Raw genomic sequence first — 24,859 nt, forward strand, 5'->3', positions numbered from 1 at the left:
TAACTCCTTGTGGTCGAAAGCCGGACAACCGGCTTGATGGGAGCAGTTTGCCGGGACGTTGCGCGCTGGTCGATTACCCCCGAGGTAATGACACCGAATACAAAACTGGCGCGCCGCTGCCGTCACCTGAAAGATATTTCTGCCTGGCACCGATGATTTCCGCCCACCTGCGCTGTCCTTATCGATGAGCGCGCCTGGATGGTCCGGCGGCCGGGAACAGAGAGGTGATCCATGGGATCGTTGCAAAATCAGAATGTCGTCGTCGTCGGAGGCAGCCGGGGTGTCGGCCGCTCCATTGCGGAGGTCGCCCTCAAGGAGAAAGCGACGGTGCTGGCGGTCGCCCGCGGAAAACAGGCCCTGGCGCAATTTGCCTGGGAGGTCTCCGGCGTGAAGACGCTCGCGATCGATGCGACGGTGGACTCCGCCCCCGCTAAGGTCTTCGCCGCGCTTGAGCCGGACGTGCTGGTGATCTGCGCAGGTGCGCTGGCCCCTTCCGCGCCGGTGCATGAACAGAACTGGAAGGCCTTCTCGGCAAATTGGGACACCGACGTCAAGGCGTCGTTCCTGTTTTGCCGGGCCGCTCTGCGCCGTCCGCTCAAGCCGGGAACCCGGATCGTTCTGATCTCCAGCGGCGCGGCCTTGACCGGCGGACCACCCAATGCCGGCGGCTATGCCGGCGCAAAACGCATGCAGATGTTCCTGGCCGGTCATAGCCAGAAGGAGTCGGACCGGCTTGGCCTCGGCCTGCGCTTCATGGCGCTCGCGCCGATGCGGATCATGCCGGAGACCGGCGTGGGCAAGGCCGGCGTCGATAGCATCGCGGCCTATATGGGCATCCAGCCGGCGGACTTCATCGCCGCCATGACCGACATGCAGACGCCGGCCGATGTCGGACGGGCGGTGGTCGCACTCGCCACCGGCCAGCCGCAAGGCAGTTCCTTCATGGTGAGCGGGAGCGGGCTTGCCCCGGCCGCCTGAGGCGCGCGTAATGCAAACCTGACCCGGAACCCGAAAGTAGCATGACAGACGCTCAACCACCTCTGGAACCGGCACGCCAGCCGATCCTCGATCGGCTGGCCTTCGAGAAGGTCACGGCCGCGCATCGCCGCGAGCTCAAGCTGCATTGCTATCGCATGATGGGTTCGCTGCACGAGGCCGACGACCTCGTCCAGGACACGTTGCTTCGCGCCTGGCGCGCAAGGTCGGAGTTCGACGGGCGGGGTTCGGTTCGCGGTTGGCTCTATATGATCGCGACCAATGCTTGCCTTAACGCCATCAAGGCGAGGTCGAGGGCGCGTCGCATTCTCCGGGAACCCGGACGGCCGCCGTCGCACGGGGCGGCCATAGGCGGGCCCGTAGCTGACGTCGCGTGGCTGGAGCCCTACCCCGACGCCGAGCTTCCAGACATTGCCGGCAGCGAGCCAGGTCCGGAAGCCCGTTACGAGAGCCGCGAGGCCGTCCAGCTCGCCTTCGTCGCCGCTATCCAGGATCTGCCGCCCAGGCAGCGCGCCGCGCTGCTGCTTGCCGACGTCCTGGGATGGTCGGCCGTCGAGACGGCGCGTTTGCTGGGCGGATCGACGGCTTCGATCAACAGCGCGTTGCAGCGCGCCCGCGCAACGCTGACGGCGCGCTATCCTGGCGGACGGCCGGCCAGCCGATCACGGCCCAACGCCGAAGAAGGCCTGCTGCTCGAACGTTACATGCAGGCCTGGCAGGCCGCCAATCTCGAAGGTTTGATCGAGCTCCTGCGTGAGGACGCCATCTATACCATGCCGCCTTGGCGCGAATGGTATCAAGGCCGCGAAGCGATCCGCGGTTTCTTCGAGACCGTCTGGCCGAGGTTCGGCGGCTTCCGCACGCTGGCCACCGCGGCCAATGGCCAACCGGCGGTCGGGGTCTATTCCCGCAGCCACGATGACCCGGCGTGGCGGGCCCATTCCCTGCATGTGTTCGAGCCAGCCGAGGGCGGGATCGCTTCCTTGACGATCTTCATAGGGCCGCTCGGCCCCAGCCTGTTCCCGGCCTTCGGTCTGCCACCGGCCTAGCTTACCCCCTAGCAAGCCTTACCGGTCGAGTTCCGGGAAATACGGGTCGGAGAAAAACCGCCGGTCGCGCTCGCCTTGCAGGCAGTCGATCGGTGCGTCGGTGCGGATCGTCCTCGGATCCTCCTTGGGATACTCGACGCCGCTGACCTCGAGGATCAGTTTGCGGCGAGTGGCGGTGGCGAATTCGGAAACCGCGTAGATCGGTAGCACGAACGAGCCCGGTCCGCCGGTGACGCATTCGGCATAATACCGGTCGAGATGGCTGAAGGTCGGTGACGGGCTGATCAGGATCGGCAACCCGTTGATGACGATGCCCTTCGCCAGCGCCGCATCGCGTGCCGTTGTGACCGGCAAGCCGGTGTTGTTTGGGCCATCGCCAGAGACGTCGATGACGCGGCGTTTGGCCACGAAGGCCGTGCCATCGAAAAGCTCGGCGCCGAAGGCCACGGCACCGGAAATCGAGGTGCCGCGGAAGCTCCTGAACGGGCGGGCCGCGATCTTGTCGGCGAAAGCGTTGGCGCTCTCCTTGCTGTCGATGACGTGCCAGGCAATGACCGCATCGTCGCGGATGGTGCCGGCCCATTCGAAATAGGCGATGGCGATGCGGCCGGAAGAGCCGGCACGCACGGCATTGATGAAGTCGGGATGGCGCAGCGCCGCGACATAGCCGGCGCGCTGCAGGGCAAACTCCCTTTCATCCATCGACTGCGAGATGTCGACGGCCAGCACCAGCTCGACGTCGACGGCAATGGCATTGGCGGGCGCGGCCACAGGTGCTGCCGGGGCACAGGCAAGGCAGGCGAGCAGGGCGAGAGCGTCAAGCATGGCCGATCGGAACGTTCCCATCTGAAACGATCGCGATAGTTTTTCGCCGCGATCGCGGCGAAATAAAGCTTGGCTTCTATTTCTTTCGGCGAGCCGAGGCGATAATCGGGGGCGGTTCGATGGCGCCTGCCCTGACACGGGCCGGCTTGAGGGGCGGTTGGCCGGCATCCTTGACGATGGTCAACGCTCGCGGGAAGAAGCGGGTATTGTGCTGGCCGCGGCCGATATTGAGGATCGCGGCGTCGGGAAGGCGCTTGTCCAGCATCGACAGCACTTGCCTCAGCGTCGCGCCGTCGAACGCGTCCAGCGCCTCGTCGATGATCACCCATTTCGGCCGTCGCAAGGCGAGCCTGGCAAAGGCCAGCAGACGCTGCTCGTCGTCGCTGAGCTCACGCTCCCAGCGCGCCGAGTGATCGAGCGAGGACGACAGGCGTTGCAGCCCGACATCGGCCAGCACCTCCGAAATCTCGGCATCGCTCGCCTCCGCCGCGCCGTCTGAATGGTTGAGCACCTCGCGCAGCCTGCCGAGCGGGAAATAGGGAGTACGCGGAACGAAGATCGGCGCTTCTCCGGCCGGCATGCCGATCCGGCCGCTGCCCCATGGCCACAGACCGGCAATGGCGCGGAAGAAAAGCGTCTTGCCGGCGCCCGGATCTCCGGTGATCATGACGCGGTCGCCGGCGCGGATTTCGACATGCGGCTCGGCAAGCTTGGTGCATCCGTCCGGCGAGGCAATCTCGAGCTTCTCGAATGTCAGGCTGCCGTCGGGATTTTCGCCGAACGAAATGCGCCTTTCCGTATCGTGCAGCGCGTCGGTGTCGCCGAGCGCGATGCGGAAGTCGGCGACCCGCATCAGCGTGGCGCGCCAATCGGCGATGCCGCCGATATTGTTGATGAACCAGCGCAGCGAGGAATGGACCTGGTTGAAGGCGCCGACCGCCATCATCAAGCCGCCAAAGCTGATATCGCCGGCAAAATAGACCGGGGAAGCGACGAGGATCGGCGCGACGACAGTGATCCAGCCATAGGTGTCGGTTACCCAGGAAAGATTGATCTGGGCGCTGTAGATGCGCCGCATGGCGCCCAGCACCATGCCAAGGTCGAATTCGAGCCGGCGCCTGGCATCGGCCTCGCCATGCGCAAGCGCGATGGCATCGACATTCTCGTTGACGCGAACCACCGAGGAGCGCAGTTCCGCCTCACGCGTATAGCGATCGTTGTTGAAGCGGATCAGCGGCCGCCCGACCAGCCAGCTCAACCACGAAGCTGTGCCCGCATAGAGGATCGCCGCCCAGACCATGTAACCGGGTATGGCCAGCGAATGGCCGCCTATGTGGAAGACGAAGCCGGAAGACAGCGACCACAAGACGCCAACGAACGAGGCAAGCAGGATGCAGGACTGCAGCAGGCCGATGCCGAGACCGGTCGAAAGGTCGGAGAGATGCCCGGCATCCTGCTGCAGGCGCTGGTCGGGATTGACGCCGATGGCGCCGGCATGGGTCAGCCGGAAGGCACGCGCCGGCCGCATCCATTCGCCGATCAGGTCGAGCGTCAGCGCCTCGCGCAGCTTCAGGCGAAGCATCTGGTCGAGCCAGGTCTGGCTGACATTGAGCACCACAAGCCCGCCGGCGATGCCGGCGAAGACCAGAAGCTGATGCAGGAAAGCCGGCATGTCGCGCCGCGCCAGCGCGTCGTAGAAAGGCTGGTTCCAGCGATTGAGCAGAACCTGCCCGATCGAGCTCGCCACGATGACGGCGACGATGCCGATCGCTGCCCAAAGCAATTGTTTTCGCACTGGCGAGGTGGTCAGCGCCAATTTGATTGTTGCCAGCTGCTCACGCAGGCTGCTGGCTTCGATCGACGTGGCAAGCTTCTGGGCGCTGGGCTCGACATCCGGATGATCAGCCATGAGTGGATCCTTGCATTCGGAAGCGGTGCTAAACCCCGGTCATAGGATCGACCGCATATGCCTTCAATCGGGCAGCGAACCCGTCCGCGACAGATAGGTGAGAAAAAGCCTGCGTCGGATCACGAACGCGTCATCCTGGCGACGCCGGACGTTCGGCCCCCGACAGCCGGCCAAGCGTCGGCGCGCCATGCGGCGAGAGAACCGGCACGAAGACGCGGCGGGAGGCGCGCTGCGCCACCGGGACGCCCTGATAGAGCCGCTTCTGCGCCTCGACAACGATGACGCCCGAAAAGATCGGCCAGAAGCGCCGGCCGGCACGCTCCAGCACATTGTGGAACTGCATCATGAAACGTCGCGGCGACGGCGGAAAGAACAGCGCATCGGACCACGCCGCCGGCGTGAAATTCGCTTCGCGCAGCAATTCGGTCAGCTGGCCGCGCGAGAACGGCCGGCCATTGCCGAAAGGCGTATGCTCGAAGCGCGCCCAGACGCCGCGCCGGTTGGGCACGACGATGACGACACGGCCGGCCGGCGACAGCACCCGCCAGATCTCGTTCAGCGTCTCGCGCGGGTTCTCGACATGTTCGAGCGAATGGACGAGCAGCATGCGGTCGATACAGGAATCGACCAGCGGCAGCTCCTCGTCGAAGACCAGGGCGGTCGCCGTCGGCCCCGTCGCCGGCCAGACCACCGCGCCCTGCGTCGCCGGCATGAAGGCAAAGACGCGCTCGGCATCGCTGCCGAAGCGCTCCAGCCATGGCAAGGTGTAGCCGAGGCCGACCAGCCGCTCGTTGGGCACAACAGCCCATAGCGAGGACAGCGCCATGGTGATCGAGCGTTCGGCCAGGCGCCCGAGCGTGGTCGAATAGAAGGAACGGAGGTCGACAATATCTGAATGCATGGGCGGAACGGTAGCTTCGAAGCAGTCCAAGTTCAACAAAGGCAGATGACATCGGCTGGCAGGCGCCCTATGTCTGCGCCTGTAAACGGAGAGATATGATGCCGGTCGAGATCGAACAATTCATGTGCCGCAGCGACAATTTCGGCGTGCTGGTGCATGACCCCCAAAGCGGCCAGACGGCGCTCATCGACGCACCAGAAGAGGCGCCGATCCTGGCCGCCATCAAGCGCACCGGCTGGACACCGACGATGATCCTGACCACCCACCACCATCTCGACCACGTCGAGGCCAATCTGGCGCTGAAGGAGCGTTTCAAGCTGCGCATCGTCGGGCCGGAAGCCGAAAAGGCAAAGATTCCCGGCATCGACGAAACCGTCGAGCAAGGCTCGGTCGTCCACCTCGGCGATGAGCGGATCGAGGTCATCGCCACACCCGGCCACACCGCAGGCCATGTCACCTATCACCTGCCGACGTCAAAAGTGGCATTCGCCGCGGATACGCTGTTTGCGCTCGGCTGTGGGCGGCTGCTCGAATGCAAGCCGCCGGTGATGTACGAATCCCTGAAAAAGCTCGCAGCGCTGCCGGCCGAGACGGTCGTCTATTGCGGACATGAGTATACGCTGGCCAACGCCCGTTTCGCGCTGACCGTCGACCCGACCAATTCGGCGCTGAAAGAGCGTGCCGCCAAGATCGAGGCGCTGCGCGCCGACGGCAAGCCGACGCTGCCGACGACGATCGGCGAGGAACTGTCGACCAATCCGTTCCTGCGCTGGCACGATCCGGCGATCCGCAGGCATCTCGGCCTGGAAAAGGCCTCCGACGCCGAAGTGTTCGCCGAGATCCGCAAGCGCAAGGACAATTTCTGAGCGGCACCAGGAGCTAGGGCATGACCAGTTCCGCCGAAATCATCGCCCTGCTCGGCCTGAAGCCGCATCCGGAAGGCGGCTGGTATGCCGAAACCTTTCGCGACGGCGCGGCAGGCACGCGCGGCCATTCGACGGCGATCTATTTCCTTCTGGAGAAGGACCAATTGTCGGCCTGGCACCGGGTCAAGGACGCGGCCGAGGTTTGGCACTTCTATGACGGTGCGCCGCTGGCGCTGTCGATACATCGAGAAGGCGGTCCCGTCATCGAGGAGATCCTTGGCACGGCGCTTGCCGCAGGCGAGCGGCCGCAGATCGTCGTGCCGGCAGGCTGGTGGCAGTCGGCACGCAGCCTCGGCGAATGGACGCTGGTCGGCTGCACCGTGGCGCCGGGCTTCGATTTCGCCGCCTTCGAATTGGCCGAACCAGGCTGGCTGCCGGGCACGCCGTAGTGGTGAAGACCTGACGCTTGGTACCCAACGACAACAGCCGCTCAGGATGGAAAGCCGTCGTTCAGGTTGTCGCAAGAGTCACTCTCGAACCTCCGAAATTTTGCAAACGGAAACTACCCTTGATATTCAGGGGGCGACCAATATGTCCCAACACTTAGGATTTCTGCGAAACTACCCGACGATGATCACTTGGCCGGTGATGGCCCCTTCCACGCTCTTCGCATAGGCGAGCCCCACCCGTTTCGACGAAACGGGCTCGTGACCGGGGAACCACTCGCCATATCTCGGCACGGACACGTCCAGAAGTCCGGGACTCACAACATTGATGCGAAGACCGCGCGGCATCTCGATCGCCGCACCAAGGACAAAACCGCCGAGCGCGCCGTTCGCTGTTGCCGCCCCTGTTCCCATCCGAATGGGATCGCGGTCGAGCACTCCGCTAGTCAGTGTGAACGAGCCGCCATCGCTGACAGTGGCCAACCCTGCCAACACCAGATTGACCTGGCCCATGACCTTATGGCGCAGGCCAAGCATAAACGTCTCTTCGGTGTACTTGCCAAGCGGCCCGAAATGGACATTGCCTGCGGTAGAGATGACGGCATCCACTTTGCCACATTTGGCGTACATGGCATCGAGCGATGCGCGGTCAGCCATATCAACCTGAAAGTCGCCACTAGAGCGGCTGGCCTTGATGATCGCGTGGCGGGAACCCAACTCGTCGCAAACCGCTTTGCCGATGTCACCTTCCGCGCCGACGACAATAATTCTCATGATATTTCTTCTGCCATCTCGTCATATCGTTTGAGCTTGTAGGCAAGGAGTTCGGCGCAGCCATCCAACGCAGCTCGCCGCTTGTCCAGATGCGCTGCGTGATCAAGAAGAACCGCTTTCCGTTCGGGCAGAGTCTCGCTGCCCCGCTGATAAAGCCGCGCAAAGTATCGCATCTGCTCCATGGGCATACCTGTCTCGCGCAGCGAGGACAGGAGTATTAGCCATTCGACATTCTCTGCCGAGAAGTCCCGCCTCCCGTCACGTCCTCGCCTGACCTTCGGAAGCAAACCCAATTTTTCATAATAGCGGATAGTGTCGATACCCAGTCCGCTTGTAGCTGCCGCCTCCGAAATGCGCATGTGTCGCCTACCCTGCCGATTGTGCGCTAGGCTACCAAGCTGGAGCAGCTCTAGGTCAAGCGAGAATTTTTACCCTCTGATCTGACGACCTCGAGGATTGCGTCACAAAGGCTTGCCCATGGGCACCAAGCGTCGGATCTTTCGCCGTTTGCAGGCCGGCATCATCTGAATATCGACATGCCTAGCCTAAAACGAAACCCAGGGTGATCGCCAGCTGACCGGCGTAATACAGCGCCCAGACCGCATGGCGCATCCAGGCACGGTGCGGCGAGATGGCGGGCAGCAGGAACTTTTCCGCGGCAAGCAGCCCGTCGGACAATATGAGCAGGGCGACGCCACCGATGACCCAGGCACTACTCAGGGTAAGCGCGCCAATGCCCATGGCGAGGATTGCCGCCACACGAAGGCCTATCGGCAGGCGCAGTGCCGGGCCGACGCGGCGCCGGAGCGCGAAAACCATCGCCAGCGCCAACACGACCATCGCCAGCACGATCGCTGCCCGCCACGGCTCGGCCAAAAGCAGCCCGAGGCCGCCGCCGGCACGCAGGAACAGCACGACGTAAAGCACATGCGCGGCAAGAAAACTGGCGGCGCCGCCAAGAAATGCCTTCTCGCCGTCGCGCGACAGGAAGGCGTCGCCGACGGCGCTGACGCCCAGTGCGGCGACGAGCAGCCATGGGCCGCTCTGCTGCACGACCAGCACCGCCAGCATCGCCACCGCCAATGTCCTTGCCGCCGACCGCGAAAGACGCGGCGGCATGCCGAGGCTGAACGCATAGATCACCGCCGCCGCCAATGAAAACAGCAGCGTCGCATTGGCATTGGCATCGATGCCGCCGGGAAACGGCATCAAGCGTTTGCCTCGCTCGTGGCCCTCTTGCGCAGCAACAGCGATTTCGCCGCCAGTGCCGCGCCGCCGGTGATCAGCACGCAGGCGGCGAGGATGCGCCATGACGGCTCGGCGAAGCCGGCGGCGATCAGCACCAGTGTCGACAGCAGCGGCGCGGCGTAGCTTGCCGCCCCCAGCACCTGGATGTTGCCGCGCTTGACACCGATGTCCCAGGCATAGAACGCCGCCCCTACCGGCATCAGACCGAGGCCGAGCACGGCCAGCCACTGGCCGGCGCCGTTGGGCAGCACCGTTTCTTCCAGCAACAGATGGCAGACGAGCGAAAGTGCCGCCGTGGCGGCGCAGAACCAGGTGACGATGCTGGTCGGCACCGACGGGAAGCGCCGCGATAACAGCGAATAGGACGACCACAACACGGCACAGACGGCGGCCATCGCATAGCCGAAGGCATAACGTGCATCGAAGGCAAGTCCGCCGCCCTTGGTGACGATCAGGACCGTGCCGGCAAGGCCGAGCAGCGCGCCGACGATATGGTTCCAGGCCAGCCGCTCGCCAGGCATCAGCGCCGATCCCAGCACGATCAGCAGCGGCCACAGATAGGCGATAAGGCTGGCCTCGACGGCCGGCGCATTGCGCAGCGCGGTGAAGTAGAAGAAGTGGTAGCCGAACAGGCCGGCAATGCCGATCACCCAGACTTTGCGTGGTATTTTGACTTGGCGCGGTATCTTCGCGGCGCCATCGGCTGCCGGCATGAACAGCCGGGCAACCAGGCCGACGCAGGTGCCGATCGTAAAGGTGATTGCCGAAAGCAGGAACGGCGGCACCGAACCCGAAGCATCCGTAAACAGCGCCAGCAGCGCCCACATGGCGACCGCGGAGAAGCCGATCAGTGTTGCGCGCGCCATACCCGTCGCCCCGTGGCCCATTGGCGGCGCACCATCACGCCTATTCGTCTGCTTCGAACCGCTCCGCGCTGACCGTCAACGGGCCGATTTGCGTGCTGACCGTGGCGCGGATCGGCGCATATACGCCGCTTTGGCCGACCGGTGCAAACGTCACCATGATGCGGCTGCGTTTCTTCAGGTAGTTCAGCGCCTTGCGGTTCTTGCGGTAGCCGGCCACCGGCTCGAAACCCAGCCTGCAGGTGACCGTATCGCCCTCGTAGCCGGCCACCGAGATCGACCCTTTCGACTCGTAGGTCAGTTTCAGATCGGCACGCATTTCGCCGTCATAGAGCTTCACCGTGCGCCCGCAGACCTGGTCGAGGCTGTCGGCATGGATGACGGTCGCGGCCATCGGATCGAGAACGGATACGAGATCGCTGCCGACCAGCGGTATCCAATTCTCGGGATTGCGCTTCTTTGGCTCAGGCACGACCTTGGTCGAGGTGACCACGCCGTTGGCAAACTGGATGTCGATCATCGACGCCTTCTTGCCGGACGTGTAGTCGGCGCGAAACGCCTGCGGCTGCAACTGCTTGCCCGAAATCTTGCCCTTCGATGAGATCGTGCCTCGCGTATCGTCGAACAATGTGGCGAGCCCGGCGCTGGAGACGCTGCCCTCGATCGAATAGGTGTCGCCCTCGTAATGGCTGGAGAATTTCGCCTTGGCCACGGAAAGGCCGAGGAACGACACCGAATACTCGCCCGTGAAGGATTGCGGCTCGGCGGCCGAAACCGTCGTCGACAGCGCGACGGCGAACAGCACGACCAGGGCATGGAGGAAAGAACGAGGCATGGCGGGTCCTTGATTGTCGACCGGAGACGGGCGATCTGGCATGTCCCTGTGTGACCGCTTATAGGCTGAATTCCGGCCTTAATGTGAAGGCGGCGTCGGCAGGGAACGCTGGGGCTGGTCGGTGGGAGGTGACGGAAGCCAGAAATGAAAAACCCGCCTCGGCGGGCGGGTCGTCGGCGCGAATCAGCACCATACCCAAATTAGTAGCATAGCTGCCGGAACAAAGCAAGAACAAAATGTGGCGCTCGATGAATTTGTCGATCTCCCCCTTGCGGAGGAGATGCCCGGCAGGGCAGAGGGGGTGGGAAGGATCGCCAAGATCCAGCTTATCCTCCCAGTGCCGAGAGTTTTGGCTGCAACGGAGCTAAGTCGGAGGGACAGCACCCCCTCTGGCCTGCCGGCCATCTCCCCCGCAAGCGGGGAGATCGGCAGCTTCGCCACTGGTGCTCATCTCTTGAAGGTGCAATTCCCTCTCCCGAACCAACCCCAAGCTTGACGCATCGGCGAAATGCAACTATGGAACGCCAACTTTTTCCATAAGGCCGCCTGACCGAAACCGCGCGCCACCCGGCGCGGGTCGAATGTTTGGCCAGGACCGAGAACCGAAGGTTAGTATCATGTCCCGCACCTGCGAACTCACTGCCAAGGCAGTCATGTCCGGCAACAATGTGAGCCACGCCAACAACAAGACCAAGCGTCGCTTCCTGCCCAATCTCGTCAATGTGACGCTGATCTCTGAAGCGCTGAACCAGAATGTGCGCCTGCGCATTTCGGCCAACGCGCTGCGTTCGGTCGAGCATCGCGGCGGCCTCGATGCCTTCCTGGCCAAGGCCGATGCCAAGCAATTGTCGCAGCGCGCCCGCCTGTTGAAGAAGCAGATCGCCAAGAAGCTCGCCGAACAGCCGGCCGCCTGAATTTTTCGGCGGCAGCCGCCTTCCAGGGCGTGATCCGAACTCCGGATCGCGTTCCGCTGGTTCCATTACCCAGGATAAAAAAATGATTTTCCTCTCGCGATACCTGCCCTTCGTGGCGGCCATGGCGCTCGTCGTCGTGGCCTCGAACATCCTTGTGCAGTTCCCGATGCAGGGTTCAATCGGCGGGTTGTCGCTGGCCGACATCCTGACCTGGGGCGCCTTCACCTATCCGTTCTCCTTCCTGGTCACCGATCTCGCCAATCGCCGTTATGGGCCGGCGGTGGCGCGCAGGATCGTCTTTGTCGGCTTCATGACAGCGGTGGTCTGCTCGATCGTCATCCCACCGCTGCTGTTTCGCCACGGCCTGATCGAATTCGAGACCGCCGCCGACCGGCTGGTGCGCATTGCCGCGGCGTCGGGTGCCGCCTTCCTCACCGCGCAGTTGCTCGACGTCACCGTGTTCAACCGGCTGCGCCGGCAGAGCTGGTGGCGCGCGCCGATCGTCGGCACACTGGTCGGCTCCGTTTTCGATACGGTGGTGTTTTTCACCGTCGCCTTTGCGGCGGCTTTCGCCCTCGCCGGGCCGAATGACGGCTTTGCCCTGGAAACCGCACCGCTGATGGGCGTGCTGCCGGTCGAGACGATGCGCTGGGTCTCCTGGGCGCTCGGCGATCTCAGCGTCAAGCTGATCATAGCGGTGGTGGCGCTGATCCCCTACCGGCTGCTTGCCGCCCGCTGGAGCCAGCCGGCACTGGCGGCATAGAGCATGATCCCGAACCGAAGGTCCGCGTTAGCGAAAAGTGGGAACCGGTTTTCGGACAAGATCATGCTCAAAGACTATCGAGCATGATCCCCTGGCTTCAGCTGGACTCGGCAAAAACGCCTGACGGCGGACAGGAGCTTCGCCTGAAACGGCGCGGCGGCGAATTCTCGATCATGCTTGGCGCCAACGAGCTGATGAACAGTCGGCTCAGCGGTTCCGAAGAGGCGCTGGCCAAACTGTCCCGTCAAAGGATTGCCGGCCGCCGGAACCCAAGCATCCTGATCGGCGGCCTGGGCATGGGCTTTACCTTGCGCGCGGCGCTGGCCGAGCTCGGCGACGATGCGCAGGTCACTGTTGCCGAACTGGTGCCGGCAGTCGTGACGTGGGCGCGCGGCCCGATGGCCGAGGTTTTCGACGGTTGCCTTGACGACCGGCGCGTCAGTGTTCACGAGACCGATGTCGGTCAGCTCATCCGTTCGCAAGCATCGGCCTGGGACGCGATCCTGCTCGACGTCGACAACGGTCCCGAGGGCATCGTCTACAAGGCCAACGATGCGCTCTACAGCGGCACCGGCCTCAACGCCGCACGCGCCGCGCTCAAGCCCGGCGGTGTGCTGGCGGTCTGGTCGCAGGGCCCTGACGCAGGTTTCACCCGAAGGCTCAAGCAGGCGGGCTTCACGGTCGACGAGGTTAAGGTGCGGGCTCACGGCAAGCGCGGCGCTCGTCACATCGTCTGGCTCGCGAGTAAAGCATAGCGGAAGCAATTCGGGCGGATTGCTGTTTGGGCTCCGCCCGGCATGCCGACACCTACTACTTCGCTTTCTGAAGCTCGGCCGCGAGCGCCTGCAGCAGCCCGCGCGTGCCCTCTTCGCGTCCTTGCGCTGAATCAATGCCATCGAAAAACGCACCCTGTTCGGTATAGGTCAGGCGAGTGCCGTCGCCGGAGGGTGCGAGCTCGACGGTGGTGAGCGACGCCGACAGCGGCTGCGGCCCGACCGCCATCCGGTAGGAAAATACGATGCGTCGGTCAGGGACAATGTCCTGGAACTGCGCATCGAGCCTGATTTCCGGGCCGCCCTGATAGCTGAACCGCGAAACCTCGCCGCCGCCGACATGGAAATCGAAGGTGAATTCGGCGATGGTGAAGCCGTCGCCTTCGACGCGCCAGCGCCGCACCATCGCCTCGTCGGCAAAGGCGAAGAAGACGCGCTCGGGCGATTGAGGATAGGTCCGCTCGATCGTGAAGGTTGAATGGATGACGGAGTGCTCGTCGTTAACCTGGGCAATCTGGTTCATTTCTTTTCGTCCTTTTCCTGGTCGTGGAGTGTTGCGTTCGGTTGGTCGGCCTCCGCCAGAATCTGGCCGAGACGGTCGAGGTGGCGTTCGGCCGGCGTGCGGCGCGCGGCGATCCAGTCGGCGAGCGGGGCGAGCCCGCCGGGCTCGATCCGGCAGGTGCGCACGCGTCCGATTTTTTCGCTGCGGATCAGCCCGCACGCTTCCAGCGCCTGGAGATGCTGGAGCACGGCGGCGAAGGTCATGCCGAACGGCTCCGCCAGCTGGCTGACGGTGGCCGGCCCGCGGCTCAGTCTTTCCAGGATTGCCCGCCGCGTCGGCTCGGCAAGAGCCCGCAGGATGCTGTCGATCTCGGAATACTTAAGCATGGACTTGAGTATTTCGCCGATGACACAAATTGTCAAGTCACGACTAAAGTATTTTTGCAGATGGTGAGAGCCGGTTGGAAGACACGCGACGCGGGTCATTGCCAGGGGAAATCGCCAAGGGAAATTGCATGCGCTGCGAACGGCGCGGAAACGCCAGCATCGCCATCAGCCGATCAATGGCCGATCGCGCGTCAATCCTCGTGCAGGATGAATTCCAGATAGAGGTTGCGCTGCAGGATCGAGTGGTTGTCGTCGGACATCATGGACACGATCAGCGCGCCGTCGTCGCGGGTCCAGACGTCGAGCGCTTCCATGTTGTCGATCTGGTAACCCATGTCGGCTTCCAGCAGCACCGGCCCGTCGGCGACGGCGCCCTTCTCGACGCTTTCGCCATAGATGCGCCGCAGCCGCATCTTGACGCCGCCGGCCATCGAAAAACTGCGCTCCAGAAGCAACAGGTCGCCGTCCGGCAGGAAGGCGCCGTCGGTGATGTCGAAATCGCCATTGCGCTTGACGGTGAAGACGCCCTTGTGCGGCCCTTCGATGATCGCGGCAAAGATGTTGCCGGCCTTGTCGAGGCTCTTTTCCGACACCACGACCAGCCCGCCCTGGTGCTGTCCGTAAGGATGGGCGCGGGTGACGGTCTCAAAGCCCCGATTGCGGCGAAGTTCCCAGGCTGGGATCAGGAAGTCGAATTGCTTGAACGGCGCCTTCATGTCGGCCGGGTCGATCTTGAACTCTGCGATACGGTGATCGCGCTCGAAGCCGACCGTGGCAATGCCGTCCTGGACCGCGAGGCCTTCGGCATCGACCGCCCATTTCAGGTCGATCGGCTGGCCGGCCGCGTCGACCATCTGCTGCATGCGAAAATTCTGAATGCCGGAAGGCCGCTTGTCGGCATCGTGGACGAGGGTGCCGAAGAACCAGAAGCCGGTGTCGGCGACGCCGATGAAATCGCTGCCCGGCTTGAGGAACCGAAGCGCCGACAGCGCGCCGAAATCGCGCGTCGGCGAGGTCATTTCGAGCCCGCCGACGAATTCGAGCGGCCCGAACTGTTTGTCCGGCCGGCCGATATGGAATTCGCTGATCGGCCGTGCCGAGATTTCGGCCGGCTCGACCGAGGCAGGGCCGGCAGCGACAGCCGGCGCCAAACTGATGCCTGACAACACAATGGCGGCCAAAAGCGTTTGCCAAAAGCCGCCGCGGGAAAAAATCATCCGGCGCGCCGCATGCCGCCGCGCCGCGTGTCGCGCACGGTTTCCTCGGCGAACAGCGAGGCCAGTTGCTCGGTCATGGCGCCGGCCAGTTCTTCGGCATCGACGATGGTGACGGCGCGGCGATAGTAGCGGGTGACGTCGTGGCCGATGCCGATGGCCAAAAGCTCGACCGGCGAGCGCGTCTCGATGAGCTCGATGATGGCGCGCAGATGCCGCTCGAGATAATTGCCCGGATTGACCGACAGCGTTGAATCGTCGACCGGCGCGCCGTCCGAGATCATCATCAGGATCTTGCGCTGCTCCGGCCGCGCGATCAGCCGGTTGTGCGCCCAAAGCAGCGCCTCGCCGTCGATGTTTTCCTTGAGCAGGCCCTCGCGCATCATCAGGCCGAGATTGCGGCGCGCCCGCCGCCACGGATGGTCGGCGGATTTATAGATGATGTGGCGCAGATCGTTGAGCCGGCCGGGGTTCGGCGGCTTGCCTTCCTTCAGCCATTTCTCGCGCGCCTGCCCGCCCTTCCAGGCGCGGGTGGTGAAGCCGAGGATTTCGACTGAGACGCCGCAGCGTTCCAGCGTGCGCGCCAGGATGTCGGCGCAGGTCGCCGCGACCGTGATCGGCCGGCCGCGCATCGAACCCGAATTGTCGAGCACCAGCGACACCACCGTGTCGCGGAATTTGGTATCACGCTCCTGCTTGAAGGACAGCGGCTGCATCGGGTCGATGACGACGCGCACCAGCCGTGCCGGATCGAGATAACCTTCTTCGAGGTCGAAATCCCAGGAGCGGTTCTGCTGCGCCATCAGGCGGCGCTGCAACCGGTTGGCCAGCCGCCCGACGACGCCGGACAGGTTGGCGAGCTGCTTGTCGAGGAAGGCGCGCAGCCGGTCGAGCTCCTCCTCCTCGCACAGTTCCTCCGCGCCTACGGTCTCGTCGAAGGCCGTGGTGAAGACCTTGTAGTCGATCTCTTTCGGCAGATTGGTGAAGGGATTGTCGTTGCGGCGCGCCTCGCCGGGCGTCTCCGCGTCGGCGTCGTCATCGTCGGAAAGGTCGTCGGCAGTGGCGTCGGAGGCCTCGGTCTCGGCCGATTGCTCGTCGTCGGACGATGCCTCGGTATCTTCGGACTGCGACTGCTCGGAGCCGGAATCGTCTTCGCCGCCCTCCTCGCTCTGCTCCTCGCCTTGCGGCTGGTTTTCGTCGTTGTCCTCCGAGTCTTCCGTCTCCTGGTCGTCGCCGAGTTCCTCGGCCATTTCCATGGAGGCGAGCATCTCGCGCACGACGCGGGCAAAGGCCTGCTGGTCGTCGAGCTTTGCCGACAGCCCGTCGAGGTCGGCGCTAGCCTTTTCCTCGACCCAAGGCCGCCAGAGATCGACCAGCCGTTCGCCGCTCTTCGGCACAGTGCGGCCGGTCAGCTTTTCGCGCACCATCAGCGCCAGCGCCTCCTCGATCGGCGCGTCGGCCTTGTCCTTGACGTCGACGAGGTTGGCCCGGGCGTATTTGTCTTCGAGCATCGAGCCGATATTGTCGGCAACGCCCTGCATGGCGCGGCTGCCGATCGCCTCGACCCGGGCCTGCTCGACCGCGTCATAGATGGCGCGGGCCTGCTTGCCTTCCGGCGCCAGCCTGGTGTGGATGCGCGCATCATGGCAGGCGCGCTTCAGCGCCATGGAATCGCCGAGCCCCCGGGTGATGGCGATATCGGCTTTCGATGCCTTCTTCGGCAGTTCGGGCAGCCGGGCGCGGCTGCCGGCCAGCGCCGGCCGGTCCTTGGCGAAGCCGACTTCGAGGTCCTTGTCGCCGGCGATGGCGCGCATGCAGACGGTAACCGCGCGCTTGAAGCTGTCGTTCTCAGCGCCGGTCTTGGATTTGTTTCGCGTGTTGTCGCCCGGACCCGCCATCGAGACTCTGCTTAGCCCAGCACCACATTGGCAGCCGATTCCGGCAGATCTTCGCCGAAGGCGCGCTGGTAGAACTCGGCGACCAGCGAGCGTTCCAGCTCGTCGCATTTGTTGAGGAAGGTCAGCCGGAACGCCATGCCGATATTGCCGAAGATCTCGGCATTCTCGGCCCAGGTGATGACCGTGCGCGGGCTCATCACCGTCGACAAATCGCCGTTGATGAAGGCCGAGCGCGTCATGTCGGCGACGCGCACCATCTTGTTGACGATCTCCTTGCCCTTGCCGTCGCGATAGTGCTTGGCCTTGGCCAGCACGATGTTCACCTCATTGTCGTGCGGCAAATAGTTCAGCGTGGTGACGATCGACCAGCGGTCCATCTGCGCCTGGTTGATCTGCTGGGTGCCGTGATAGAGTCCGGTGGTGTCGCCCAGCCCAACCGTGTTGGCGGTCGAAAACAGCCGGAAGGCCGGATGCGGGCGGATGACCCGGCTCTGGTCGAGCAGCGTCAGCCGGCCCGACGATTCCAGCACGCGCTGGATGACGAACATCACGTCCGGACGCCCGGCATCGTATTCGTCGAAGCACAGCGCAACATTGTGCTGATAGGCCCAGGGCAGGATGCCGTCGCGGAATTCGGTGATCTGCAGCCCGTCCTTGACGACGATGGCGTCCTTGCCGACGAGGTCGATACGGCTGACATGGCTGTCGAGATTAACGCGCACGCAGGGCCAGTTGAGGCGGGCGGCGACCTGCTCGATATGCGTCGATTTGCCGGTGCCGTGATAGCCCGACACCATGACCCGGCGGTTGTAGGCAAAGCCGGCGAGGATCGCCATGGTCGTGTTCTTGTCGAACAGATAGTCCGGGTCGATGTCGGGCACATGCTCGCTCGTCACCGAATAGGCCGGCACCACCATCTTGGAGTCGAAGCCGAATGTCTCCTTCACCGACACCGTGGTGTCGGGCAGGTTGGCGATGTCGCGATCGACCTTGTTCATCTCTATCAACGTCTCCACAAGCGAAACGCCGCGTTTCGCTGGCAATCGATTTTGTTCGGGGGCGGTCTTAGAGCCTTTTCCAACCTTATGAAAGTTGGAAAGCGACACGAACCGTAAGGTCGCTCAGCACAAACCTGCCTGCTTGAGCACGCGATAGGCCTGGAGCACATCGCGGAACCGGTCTTCCGAACCTCTGTCGCCGCCATTCGCATCCGGATGGTGGCGTTTCACAAGTTCCTTATAGCGCGCCTTGATATCCTTGCCAGTCGCCTTTGTATCAAGGCCAAGCGTTTCCAGTGCCTTGGCCTCAAGCGGCTTGGCCTTGCGCTCGCGTGCTTCGCGCGGGTCCTTCGGGCCTTTGAACAGATCGAACGGATCGCGCATGCGGTTGTAGTAGCCGGCGCGACCGGAGCGCGCCTGGGCGAAGTCGGGCGAGGAGCGTGTCGAAGCACCGTTGACGCCCATTTTCCAGGTCGGCCGGTGGCCGGTCATGGCCTCCTTCTGGAAGCGGGCAATCTCGGTGTCGGGAACGCCCGAGAAATAATTGAAGCCCTTATTGTACTCGCGCACATGATCGAAGCAGAACTGGAAGTACTCGCCTTCCTTCATGCGTCCGACCGGGGCGCGGTGGGTGCCGGCCTCCTTGCAGCCATCCCACTGGCAGATCGGCGAGCGCGACTTCAGCTCCGCGTCCTTCTCCGGGCGGATGCGAATCTTTTCGAAATATTTTGGGTACGGCTTCATCTCACCCATTTATGGGCTGTTCGCTGATGCGAAACAAGAATTGACATTTTCGCGATGATCGCCCTAACCGCTGAATCGCGGCATAAAACCGGCGAACGGCGAATTTTGTGCGATGACATAGATGTGGTGAAGGGAAGCGGCGATGTCCATACAGGCGACGATGGAAGACAAGCTGAAAAAGGCGTTTTCGCCGGAACGGCTGGCCGTCATCAACGAAAGCCATCTCCATGCCGGCCATCATCATCTGGATTCCGGCCATCACGCCACCTTCGACGGCACCGGCGAGACGCATTTCCGCGTCCGCATCGTCGCGCCCGCCTTTGCCGGCATGAGCCGCGTCGAACGCCACCGCGCCGTCAACGCATTGCTGGCCGAGGAATTGAAATCCGGCGTCCATGCCCTGGCGATCGAGCCGGCGGCGCCCGGCGAAAAGACCCGCTGGTAGTTGCCCTACCAGATTGTCTTTACATATCGATAGTCTCGCAGCTTGTGATCCGCGGTCACCAAAGGTGCCGCAAATTTTCGACTGGTCGCAACAATGATCCGATCAGCCGGATCCTTGTGAAACTCTCCCGGAAGTTCGGTACTAGTCACGGCGATCTCATTGTCGACGGAAATGAAGCTCAATTTTTCAAGCTTGCTGACCGTCGCCAGCCATTCACCCACATCCATCGATAGCAGGAGACGCCCCCTGGAAACCAGCATGGCGATTTCCCATGCTGATATCGAGGAGATCAAAATCTCGCCGCCTAACCTCTCCCGCTCGATTGCGCGAAGTGCTGGTTCTGAAAGCAGATCGGTCTCACCGCCGACCCAGCGGACGAGAACATGCGTGTCCAACACGATCAATTGCTGGCTTCCCAATCATCTTCGGCCACCGGATCCGTCGGGCGGTCGTAACGCAGGACAGACCCACGCAGCACCTCCAAAGGGTCGCGCGCAACCGATTCATAGCGTCGTATCTCTAATGTGGGCTGGCCGTGATCGGTCACAATGATTGGCTCGCCAGTCGTTTCAACCTGACGAAAATACTCGAGAGCCTTTGCCTTGAACTTCGATTTCGACACCTGCGCGGTCATGCGCCACCTCAATGAACAAAATTGCCGTTCACCATATAAGGTCAGATGTGACCACGGCCAATGACCATAGACACAAAAATCGCTTCGGCTTTAGCCGGCCCTCGTTCCCGCGTCTGCGCGCCCCTCACCTGCCTGCCGCCATCCAAACTGTAACTCAGCCGAGGCTCGCCCTCAGGAAAGCCATCACCGCGGCGGTCAACGCATCGCCTTCGGTGCCGAAGTCGCGATTGATCGACATGTGCGAATAGGCGCTGCCATCGAACAGCGTGACCCTGGTTCCGGTGGCGCCCAGACGCCCGGCAAAGGCCTGCGCGTCCGCCGCGCGGGTTTTCGCCCGCGAATAGGCGATGAACGTCGGCGGATGCTTGCGGCCGTCGACATAGGTGACCGGCGACAGCGCCCGCCACTGCGCCGGATCGGGAAAGGCGCGGGCATAGACCCCTGCCATGCCCCCGCTCCTGGCCAACGCCTCCAGATCATAGGCCCTGGTATCGTCGAGGACCAGCGCCGCGACGCCGGGCAGGCCGCCGCGCAGGCCGGTCAGCGCGACGAGATGGCAGCCGGCCGAATGGCCCATCGCGACGATCCGGTCCGGATCGCCGCCATGGCTGGCGATGTTGGCGCGGACGTAGCGATACGCCAGTTCGACATCGGCGGCCTGGGTGGCGACGTCGGCTTCAGGCAGCATCCGGTAGTCGATCGAGACGAAGCAGAAGCCATTGTCGAGCAGGAATTGCGGCTTGGAGTTGACGTTGTTGCGGTTGCCGACCCGCCAGGCGCCGCCATGGACGAAAAAGACGACCGGCAGGCCGCTTGCGCCATCGCGGGAATAAATGTCGAGCTTGGCCGGCCCATAGTCGAAGGTTTCGGGTGATGGCGGACGCAGCTGCAATGCCGCTGCAGCCTGACCCGGCAGCAGCGCCGCCATCGACACCAGAAGCAGGGTTCGCCGATCGATTGTCATAGACTCCTGACTGCCCACGGCTGCCATAAGGCGTGCACTGTCATTCGCCAAGCATCGCCGGCTTGATCCTCAGCCGCGCGATCCGATTCTTGTCGCGTTTCATGACGACGAAGCGCTTGCCGTGAAACGTAAAGGCCTGCTTTTCGTCCGGAATCGACTGCGCCTCGTGGATGACAAGGCCGGCAATGGTGGTGGCTTCCTCGTCCGGCAGGTTCCAGTCGAGCGCCCGGTTGAGGTCGCGGATCGACACCGTGCCGTCGACGACGACGGAGCCGTCGGCTTCCTGCTTGACGCCCTGGATGTCGATGTCGTGCTCGTCGGCGATCTCGCCGACGATCTCCTCGATGATGTCCTCCAGCGTCACCAGTCCCTCGACCTCGCCATATTCGTCGACGACGATGGCGAAATGCGCCTTGCGGCGCAGGAAGGCGTTGAGCTGCTCCTGCAGCGTCGTGGTGTCGGGCACGAACCACGGCCGCGACGCGATCTTCATCACGTCGATCCTGGAGAAATCATTGCCGACCTCGTTCAGCGCGCGCAGCAGGTCCTTCGCGTGCAGCACGCCGACGATGTTGTCGAGCGAGCCCTTCCACAGCGGCATGCGGGTATGCGGGCTCTGCAGGATCTCGCGCACCACCGCTTCCGGCGGGTCGTCGGCGTTGACCGAGCGCATATTGGTGCGGTGGACCATCACGTCCGACACTTCGAGCTCCTCAAGGTCGAACAGGCCGCCAATGCGGGCACGATCCTCGCGCACCACCTGGCCGTCGCGGCGGAAATCGTCGACGGCGCCACGCAATTCCTCATGCGTCGAGCGCTGCGGCTCGATACGCTGCAACTCGTAGCCGAAGGCGGCGAACAGGTGCCGACGCAAGACGAAGCCCAGCAGGCCGAGGCCGGCAAGCGCAGCAGCCGCGATCCAGCCGGCCTGGCTCATCCCGGATGGTTCTCCCCGAGGAACGCCAGCACTTCCGAGGCCGGCACATCCCTGGCGATGAAGGCCTGACCGATGCCGCGCGTCAGGATGAAGGTCAGCGCGCCGCGCGACACCTTTTTGTCCTGGGTGATGAAGGAGAACAGCTTTTCGGCGTCAGGCAATTCGCCTGGAATGTCGGCCATGCACCACGGCAGGCCGACGACGCGAAGGTGCGCCTCGACGCGCGCCGCATCGTCGGGGCTCGCCAAATTGAGCCTTGAAGAAAAACGGTGCGCCAGCGCCATGCCGATGGCAACGCCCTCGCCATGCACCAGCCGCGTGCCGTCATAGCCGGTCGCCGCCTCGAGCGCGTGACCGAAGGTGTGGCCGAGATTGAGCAGCGCACGGTCGCCGGTCTCGAATTCGTCGCGTGCAACGACGTCGGCCTTGGCGCGACAGGCCTCGGCAATCGCTTTTGCCCGCTCCGGCCCGCCGGCAAACACGCGAGACCAGTTTTCCTCCAGCCAGGCGAAGAACTCCGGCCGGTCGATCAGCCCGTATTTGGCCAGTTCGGCATAGCCGGCGCGAAACTCGCGGATCGGCAGCGTGTCGAGCACTTCGGTGTCGGCCAGTACCAGCCTCGGCTGGTGAAACACCCCGACCAGGTTCTTGCCGCGCTTGCTGTTGATGCCGGTCTTGCCGCCGACGGAGGAATCGACCTGCGCCAGCAGCGAGGTCGGGATTTGCACGAAGTTCATGCCGCGCCGCGCGATGCCGGCGGCAAAGCCGGCGAGGTCGCCGATGACGCCGCCGCCGAGCGCGACGACGACATCGCCACGCTCCAGCTTGGCGGCCAGCACGCCGTCGACCACCTCTTCCAGGTGCGCAAAGCTCTTGGTCTTTTCGCCGGGCGGCAGCGTGATGACTGCATGTTGGATGCCACCGCTTGCCAGGCCGGCCGCAAGCGTTGCGAGATGCGCGCTAGCGACGTTTTCGTCGGTGACGACCGCCGCCCTTGTGCCCGGCAGACGGCGCGCAATTTCGGCGCCGGCGCGTGACAGCAGGCCGGGGCCGATCAAAATGTCGTAGGTACGCTCGCCAAGCCCGACTTCGACAGAGACCGTTGCATCAGCGCTCACGACCGCACCTCGTCGATGTCGGCAACGCCGAGATGGCCGCGCAGCGCGTCCACCACTTCGGCGGCAATGATCTCCTTGCGGTCGTCGCGGGTCGGCACGATGACATCGGCCGCGGCGTAAACCGGGTAGCGTTCCGCCATCAGCCGCTCCAGCACCCCCCGGGGATCGGCGCTTTTCAGCAGCGGCCGGTTCTGCTTCTTGGAAACGCGCTCCATCAACAGGTCGATCTCGGCCTTCAGCCAGACCGAAACGCCATGGCTGGCGATCGCCTCGCGCGTCTGCGCATTCATGAAGGCGCCGCCGCCGGTCGACAGCACCTGGGGCCCGTGCTCCAGCACGCGCAGGATGACGCGCTGCTCCAGTGCCCGGAACTCCGCCTCGCCATAGCGCTCGAACAGGTCCGGGACGCTCATGCGCGAAACACTTTCGATCTCCTGGTCGCTGTCGATAAAGGGTAGCGCCAGCATCGCCGCCACCTTGCGGCCGATCGCCGTCTTGCCGGCGCCCATCAGCCCGACAAAGACGATGGAACGGTCGCCCAGCCGGCCGAGCAGCGCGGCATGGCTCTTGCCCGGAGGGTTTGCTGGTAACGCGTTCATGTTTCTAGGGCCTCTTTGCCGGCGTATCGACATCAAAAGCCTGTTTGCGTCAAGCGCGGCGCGCCCGGGACCTGTTATCGGCTTCACCCTTGAATTGGTGGGATTGGCGTCTCATAAGGGCACAGGGTTGGAAATGCAGAACAAGACGACGGGCGAAAATTAATGCCGACACTGTTTCGCTTTGTCGTGACGCTCGTGATTCTGGCCGGCATTGTCTACGGCGCGATGTTCGCCCTGGTCATGTTCGTCGAGCCGAGAAAGGCGGAAATGAGCGTGCGTATCCCTCCGGAAAAGCTCAATCCCAAAAAATGAACAGCGCCGCCCGCATCGAAGCCTTTCTCGAGATGATGAGCGCCGAGCGCGGCGCTGCCGAAAACACGCTTTCCTCCTATCGCCGCGACCTCGAGGACGCTTCCGCCGGGATCGGCGGCGGGCTCGCCGCTGCCACCAGCACCGACATCCGTGCCTATCTCGACGACATCGCCGCGCGCGGCTTTGCCGCCACCTCGCAGGCGCGCAAATTGTCGGCAATCCGTCAGTTCTTCAAGTTCCTCTACGCCGAAGGCCTGCGCGGCGACGATCCGACCGGCACGCTGGACAGCCCGAAGAAAGGCCGGCCGCTGCCGAAGACGATGAGCGAGGCCGATACCGGCCGGCTGCTCGACCGCGCCACGCAGGAGGCGATCGACCCCTCGCTCAACGACGACGACAGCCTGGCGGCGCTGCGCCTGCACGCACTGGTCGAGGTCCTCTACGCCACCGGCCTGCGGGTTTCGGAGTTGGTCAGCCTGCCGGTGACGGTGGCGCAGCGCGACGACCGCTTCTTCATGGTGCGCGGCAAGGGCAACAAGGAACGCATGGTGCCGCTGTCGGCCAAGGCGCGCACGGCGATGCGGACCTGGCTTGCCGCACGGGCGGCGGTGCCGGCTCTTGCCGACAGCCCGTTCCTGTTTCCGGCCGCCTCCGAAAACGGCTATCTCTCGAGACAGGTCTTTGCCCGCGAGCTGAAAGGGCTTGCCGCGCGAGCCGGCATTGCCGCGGCGAAGATATCGCCGCATGTGCTGCGCCATGCTTTCGCCAGCCATCTGCTGCAGAACGGCGCCGATCTCAGGGCCGTGCAGCAGCTGCTCGGCCATGCCGATATTTCAACGACGCAGATCTACACCCATGTGCTGGAGGAGCGGCTGGTGCGTCTGGTCAACGATCATCATCCGCTTGCCGACTAGGCGTCATGTCGCTATGTGAGAACGACGTTCCA

General features: G+C 63.8%; 30 protein-coding genes. 10 read left to right on the forward strand and 20 right to left on the reverse strand.

Annotated elements, in window-relative coordinates:
* Positions 1 to 231 precede the first annotated feature (231 nt).
* Positions 232 to 978: an SDR family NAD(P)-dependent oxidoreductase gene (locus NKH29_RS23445; protein WP_352641338.1), complete on the forward strand. Its 747-nt coding sequence runs from the start codon at positions 232 to 234 to the stop codon at positions 976 to 978.
* 41 nt (positions 979 to 1,019) lie between these two features.
* Entirely contained in the window at positions 1,020 to 2,045 is a 1,026-nt protein-coding gene (locus tag NKH29_RS23450) for an RNA polymerase subunit sigma-70 (protein WP_353000666.1), read from the forward strand.
* An 18-nt stretch (positions 2,046 to 2,063) separates the two neighbouring features.
* On the opposite strand, the gene NKH29_RS23455 is transcribed toward NKH29_RS23450, so the two are convergent.
* The 3 genes from NKH29_RS23455 to NKH29_RS23465 form a co-directional block, all read right to left on the reverse strand.
* A complete protein-coding gene (locus NKH29_RS23455) occupies positions 2,064 to 2,870 on the reverse strand; it encodes a DUF1194 domain-containing protein (protein WP_353000668.1) in 807 nt (268 codons plus the stop codon).
* Positions 2,871 to 2,946: 76 nt separating this feature from the next.
* Positions 2,947 to 4,779 (reverse strand): ABC transporter ATP-binding protein/permease, encoded by a 1,833-nt coding sequence (locus tag NKH29_RS23460; protein WP_023721115.1) that lies wholly within the window; start codon positions 4,777 to 4,779, stop codon positions 2,947 to 2,949.
* Positions 4,780 to 4,909: 130 nt separating this feature from the next.
* Positions 4,910 to 5,680, reverse strand: a complete 771-nt coding sequence (locus NKH29_RS23465) for a class I SAM-dependent methyltransferase (RefSeq protein ID WP_352483498.1) — start codon at positions 5,678 to 5,680, stop codon at positions 4,910 to 4,912.
* Positions 5,681 to 5,778: 98 nt separating this feature from the next.
* On the opposite strand from NKH29_RS23465, the gene gloB reads away from it, so the two are divergent.
* Positions 5,779 to 6,546 (forward strand): hydroxyacylglutathione hydrolase, encoded by a 768-nt coding sequence (gene gloB, locus NKH29_RS23470; RefSeq protein WP_353000670.1) that lies wholly within the window; start codon positions 5,779 to 5,781, stop codon positions 6,544 to 6,546.
* Between the two features lie 20 nt (positions 6,547 to 6,566).
* Positions 6,567 to 6,995, forward strand: coding sequence for a cupin domain-containing protein (locus NKH29_RS23475; protein ID WP_352483497.1), 429 nt, complete (start codon positions 6,567 to 6,569; stop codon positions 6,993 to 6,995).
* A gap of 171 nt (positions 6,996 to 7,166) precedes the next feature.
* Here the strand turns inward: NKH29_RS23475 and NKH29_RS23480 are convergent, their stop codons facing one another.
* From NKH29_RS23480 to NKH29_RS23500, 5 genes are all read right to left on the reverse strand, one after another.
* Complete coding sequence (locus tag NKH29_RS23480) at positions 7,167 to 7,766, reverse strand: short chain dehydrogenase (protein WP_352495626.1); 600 nt, start codon at positions 7,764 to 7,766, stop codon at positions 7,167 to 7,169.
* The gene (locus NKH29_RS23485) at positions 7,763 to 8,125 is read right to left on the reverse strand and encodes a MerR family transcriptional regulator (protein ID WP_352495627.1); all 363 of its coding nucleotides are present in this window, start codon (positions 8,123 to 8,125) and stop codon (positions 7,763 to 7,765) included. Before NKH29_RS23485 ends, NKH29_RS23480 begins: the two co-directional genes overlap by 4 nt.
* Before the next feature lie 181 nt (positions 8,126 to 8,306).
* Positions 8,307 to 8,975: a lysoplasmalogenase family protein gene (locus NKH29_RS23490; protein WP_352495628.1), complete on the reverse strand. Its 669-nt coding sequence runs from the start codon at positions 8,973 to 8,975 to the stop codon at positions 8,307 to 8,309.
* Positions 8,975 to 9,880, reverse strand: coding sequence for an aromatic amino acid exporter YddG (yddG, locus tag NKH29_RS23495; RefSeq protein ID WP_352495629.1), 906 nt, complete (start codon positions 9,878 to 9,880; stop codon positions 8,975 to 8,977). Before yddG ends, NKH29_RS23490 begins: the two co-directional genes overlap by 1 nt.
* Before the next feature lie 40 nt (positions 9,881 to 9,920).
* Positions 9,921 to 10,712, reverse strand: a complete 792-nt coding sequence (locus NKH29_RS23500; protein WP_352495630.1) for a DUF3108 domain-containing protein — start codon at positions 10,710 to 10,712, stop codon at positions 9,921 to 9,923.
* Positions 10,713 to 11,329: 617 nt separating this feature from the next.
* Between NKH29_RS23500 and rpmB the strand changes: the two genes are divergently transcribed.
* From rpmB to NKH29_RS23515, 3 genes are all read left to right on the forward strand, one after another.
* Complete coding sequence (gene rpmB, locus NKH29_RS23505) at positions 11,330 to 11,626, forward strand: 50S ribosomal protein L28 (RefSeq protein ID WP_023721124.1); 297 nt, start codon at positions 11,330 to 11,332, stop codon at positions 11,624 to 11,626.
* A gap of 82 nt (positions 11,627 to 11,708) precedes the next feature.
* Positions 11,709 to 12,389 (forward strand): queuosine precursor transporter, encoded by a 681-nt coding sequence (locus tag NKH29_RS23510; protein WP_352483491.1) that lies wholly within the window; start codon positions 11,709 to 11,711, stop codon positions 12,387 to 12,389.
* A gap of 83 nt (positions 12,390 to 12,472) precedes the next feature.
* Positions 12,473 to 13,144 (forward strand): spermidine synthase, encoded by a 672-nt coding sequence (locus NKH29_RS23515; RefSeq protein WP_023721126.1) that lies wholly within the window; start codon positions 12,473 to 12,475, stop codon positions 13,142 to 13,144.
* Between the two features lie 55 nt (positions 13,145 to 13,199).
* Here NKH29_RS23515 and NKH29_RS23520 read toward each other — a convergent pair whose 3' ends face one another.
* From NKH29_RS23520 to NKH29_RS23545, 6 genes are all read right to left on the reverse strand, one after another.
* Complete coding sequence (locus NKH29_RS23520; RefSeq protein WP_353000671.1) at positions 13,200 to 13,685, reverse strand: SRPBCC family protein; 486 nt, start codon at positions 13,683 to 13,685, stop codon at positions 13,200 to 13,202.
* Positions 13,682 to 14,050: an ArsR/SmtB family transcription factor gene (locus tag NKH29_RS23525; protein WP_353000682.1), complete on the reverse strand. Its 369-nt coding sequence runs from the start codon at positions 14,048 to 14,050 to the stop codon at positions 13,682 to 13,684. The genes NKH29_RS23520 and NKH29_RS23525 overlap by 4 nt, the downstream gene beginning before the upstream one ends.
* Positions 14,051 to 14,241: 191 nt before the next feature.
* The gene (locus NKH29_RS23530) at positions 14,242 to 15,267 is read right to left on the reverse strand and encodes an esterase-like activity of phytase family protein (protein WP_353000673.1); all 1,026 of its coding nucleotides are present in this window, start codon (positions 15,265 to 15,267) and stop codon (positions 14,242 to 14,244) included.
* Positions 15,264 to 17,162 (reverse strand): cobaltochelatase subunit CobT, encoded by a 1,899-nt coding sequence (gene cobT, locus NKH29_RS23535; RefSeq protein WP_023721130.1) that lies wholly within the window; start codon positions 17,160 to 17,162, stop codon positions 15,264 to 15,266. The genes NKH29_RS23530 and cobT overlap by 4 nt, the downstream gene beginning before the upstream one ends.
* 11 nt (positions 17,163 to 17,173) lie before the next feature.
* On the reverse strand, positions 17,174 to 18,160 hold the full coding sequence (gene cobS, locus NKH29_RS23540) for a cobaltochelatase subunit CobS (RefSeq protein WP_023721131.1): 987 nt from the start codon (positions 18,158 to 18,160) through the stop codon (positions 17,174 to 17,176).
* 123 nt (positions 18,161 to 18,283) lie between these two features.
* Positions 18,284 to 18,913, reverse strand: coding sequence for a J domain-containing protein (locus tag NKH29_RS23545; protein ID WP_036238769.1), 630 nt, complete (start codon positions 18,911 to 18,913; stop codon positions 18,284 to 18,286).
* A 133-nt stretch (positions 18,914 to 19,046) separates the two neighbouring features.
* Between NKH29_RS23545 and NKH29_RS23550 the strand changes: the two genes are divergently transcribed.
* Positions 19,047 to 19,349, forward strand: coding sequence for a BolA family protein (locus NKH29_RS23550; RefSeq protein ID WP_023721132.1), 303 nt, complete (start codon positions 19,047 to 19,049; stop codon positions 19,347 to 19,349).
* A 5-nt stretch (positions 19,350 to 19,354) separates the two neighbouring features.
* Here NKH29_RS23550 and NKH29_RS23555 read toward each other — a convergent pair whose 3' ends face one another.
* From NKH29_RS23555 to NKH29_RS23580, 6 genes are all read right to left on the reverse strand, one after another.
* Positions 19,355 to 19,747 (reverse strand): type II toxin-antitoxin system VapC family toxin, encoded by a 393-nt coding sequence (locus NKH29_RS23555; protein ID WP_245278670.1) that lies wholly within the window; start codon positions 19,745 to 19,747, stop codon positions 19,355 to 19,357.
* Between the two features lie 2 nt (positions 19,748 to 19,749).
* Complete coding sequence (locus NKH29_RS23560; RefSeq protein ID WP_023721134.1) at positions 19,750 to 19,983, reverse strand: type II toxin-antitoxin system Phd/YefM family antitoxin; 234 nt, start codon at positions 19,981 to 19,983, stop codon at positions 19,750 to 19,752.
* A 154-nt stretch (positions 19,984 to 20,137) separates the two neighbouring features.
* A complete protein-coding gene (locus tag NKH29_RS23565) occupies positions 20,138 to 20,947 on the reverse strand; it encodes an alpha/beta hydrolase (protein WP_352483488.1) in 810 nt (269 codons plus the stop codon).
* Positions 20,948 to 20,987: 40 nt separating this feature from the next.
* A complete protein-coding gene (locus tag NKH29_RS23570; protein ID WP_023721135.1) occupies positions 20,988 to 21,884 on the reverse strand; it encodes an HlyC/CorC family transporter in 897 nt (298 codons plus the stop codon).
* Entirely contained in the window at positions 21,881 to 23,002 is a 1,122-nt protein-coding gene (aroB, locus tag NKH29_RS23575; RefSeq protein WP_352483487.1) for a 3-dehydroquinate synthase, read from the reverse strand. Before aroB ends, NKH29_RS23570 begins: the two co-directional genes overlap by 4 nt.
* Positions 22,999 to 23,601, reverse strand: coding sequence for a shikimate kinase (locus tag NKH29_RS23580; RefSeq protein WP_352495632.1), 603 nt, complete (start codon positions 23,599 to 23,601; stop codon positions 22,999 to 23,001). Before NKH29_RS23580 ends, aroB begins: the two co-directional genes overlap by 4 nt.
* Positions 23,602 to 23,763: 162 nt before the next feature.
* Here NKH29_RS23580 and NKH29_RS23585 point away from each other — a divergent pair, with 162 nt between their 5' ends.
* Together NKH29_RS23585 and NKH29_RS23590 are read left to right on the forward strand one after the other, a co-directional pair.
* Positions 23,764 to 23,913: a hypothetical protein gene (locus NKH29_RS23585; RefSeq protein WP_023721139.1), complete on the forward strand. Its 150-nt coding sequence runs from the start codon at positions 23,764 to 23,766 to the stop codon at positions 23,911 to 23,913.
* The gene (locus tag NKH29_RS23590; RefSeq protein WP_352495633.1) at positions 23,910 to 24,827 is read left to right on the forward strand and encodes a site-specific tyrosine recombinase XerD; all 918 of its coding nucleotides are present in this window, start codon (positions 23,910 to 23,912) and stop codon (positions 24,825 to 24,827) included. The genes NKH29_RS23585 and NKH29_RS23590 overlap by 4 nt, the downstream gene beginning before the upstream one ends.
* The last annotated feature ends 32 nt before the right edge of the window (positions 24,828 to 24,859 follow it).

The organism is Mesorhizobium sp. M1295, assembly GCF_040318135.1.
GTDB lineage: Bacteria > Pseudomonadota > Alphaproteobacteria > Rhizobiales > Rhizobiaceae > Mesorhizobium.

Coding starts and splice junctions, on each gene's coding strand:
- NKH29_RS23570 (WP_023721135.1), bottom strand. CDS start 21,884: ATGAGCCAGGCCGGCTGGATCGCGGCTGCTGCGCTTGCCGGCCTCGGC.
- rpmB (WP_023721124.1), top strand. CDS start 11,330: ATGTCCCGCACCTGCGAACTCACTGCCAAGGCAGTCATGTCCGGCAAC.
- NKH29_RS23510 (WP_352483491.1), top strand. CDS start 11,709: ATGATTTTCCTCTCGCGATACCTGCCCTTCGTGGCGGCCATGGCGCTC.
- NKH29_RS23450 (WP_353000666.1), top strand. CDS start 1,020: ATGACAGACGCTCAACCACCTCTGGAACCGGCACGCCAGCCGATCCTC.
- NKH29_RS23560 (WP_023721134.1), bottom strand. CDS start 19,983: ATGACCGCGCAGGTGTCGAAATCGAAGTTCAAGGCAAAGGCTCTCGAG.
- NKH29_RS23460 (WP_023721115.1), bottom strand. CDS start 4,779: ATGGCTGATCATCCGGATGTCGAGCCCAGCGCCCAGAAGCTTGCCACG.
- NKH29_RS23455 (WP_353000668.1), bottom strand. CDS start 2,870: ATGCTTGACGCTCTCGCCCTGCTCGCCTGCCTTGCCTGTGCCCCGGCA.
- NKH29_RS23515 (WP_023721126.1), top strand. CDS start 12,473: ATGATCCCCTGGCTTCAGCTGGACTCGGCAAAAACGCCTGACGGCGGA.
- NKH29_RS23550 (WP_023721132.1), top strand. CDS start 19,047: ATGTCCATACAGGCGACGATGGAAGACAAGCTGAAAAAGGCGTTTTCG.
- NKH29_RS23480 (WP_352495626.1), bottom strand. CDS start 7,766: ATGAGAATTATTGTCGTCGGCGCGGAAGGTGACATCGGCAAAGCGGTT.
- NKH29_RS23585 (WP_023721139.1), top strand. CDS start 23,764: ATGCCGACACTGTTTCGCTTTGTCGTGACGCTCGTGATTCTGGCCGGC.
- NKH29_RS23500 (WP_352495630.1), bottom strand. CDS start 10,712: ATGCCTCGTTCTTTCCTCCATGCCCTGGTCGTGCTGTTCGCCGTCGCG.
- NKH29_RS23590 (WP_352495633.1), top strand. CDS start 23,910: ATGAACAGCGCCGCCCGCATCGAAGCCTTTCTCGAGATGATGAGCGCC.
- NKH29_RS23465 (WP_352483498.1), bottom strand. CDS start 5,680: ATGCATTCAGATATTGTCGACCTCCGTTCCTTCTATTCGACCACGCTC.
- NKH29_RS23520 (WP_353000671.1), bottom strand. CDS start 13,685: ATGAACCAGATTGCCCAGGTTAACGACGAGCACTCCGTCATCCATTCA.
- NKH29_RS23545 (WP_036238769.1), bottom strand. CDS start 18,913: ATGGGTGAGATGAAGCCGTACCCAAAATATTTCGAAAAGATTCGCATC.
- NKH29_RS23565 (WP_352483488.1), bottom strand. CDS start 20,947: ATGACAATCGATCGGCGAACCCTGCTTCTGGTGTCGATGGCGGCGCTG.
- cobT (WP_023721130.1), bottom strand. CDS start 17,162: ATGGCGGGTCCGGGCGACAACACGCGAAACAAATCCAAGACCGGCGCT.
- yddG (WP_352495629.1), bottom strand. CDS start 9,880: ATGGCGCGCGCAACACTGATCGGCTTCTCCGCGGTCGCCATGTGGGCG.
- NKH29_RS23485 (WP_352495627.1), bottom strand. CDS start 8,125: ATGCGCATTTCGGAGGCGGCAGCTACAAGCGGACTGGGTATCGACACT.
- NKH29_RS23525 (WP_353000682.1), bottom strand. CDS start 14,050: ATGCTTAAGTATTCCGAGATCGACAGCATCCTGCGGGCTCTTGCCGAG.
- gloB (WP_353000670.1), top strand. CDS start 5,779: ATGCCGGTCGAGATCGAACAATTCATGTGCCGCAGCGACAATTTCGGC.
- NKH29_RS23580 (WP_352495632.1), bottom strand. CDS start 23,601: ATGAACGCGTTACCAGCAAACCCTCCGGGCAAGAGCCATGCCGCGCTG.
- NKH29_RS23445 (WP_352641338.1), top strand. CDS start 232: ATGGGATCGTTGCAAAATCAGAATGTCGTCGTCGTCGGAGGCAGCCGG.
- NKH29_RS23490 (WP_352495628.1), bottom strand. CDS start 8,975: ATGCCGTTTCCCGGCGGCATCGATGCCAATGCCAATGCGACGCTGCTG.
- NKH29_RS23530 (WP_353000673.1), bottom strand. CDS start 15,267: ATGATTTTTTCCCGCGGCGGCTTTTGGCAAACGCTTTTGGCCGCCATT.
- cobS (WP_023721131.1), bottom strand. CDS start 18,160: ATGAACAAGGTCGATCGCGACATCGCCAACCTGCCCGACACCACGGTG.
- NKH29_RS23475 (WP_352483497.1), top strand. CDS start 6,567: ATGACCAGTTCCGCCGAAATCATCGCCCTGCTCGGCCTGAAGCCGCAT.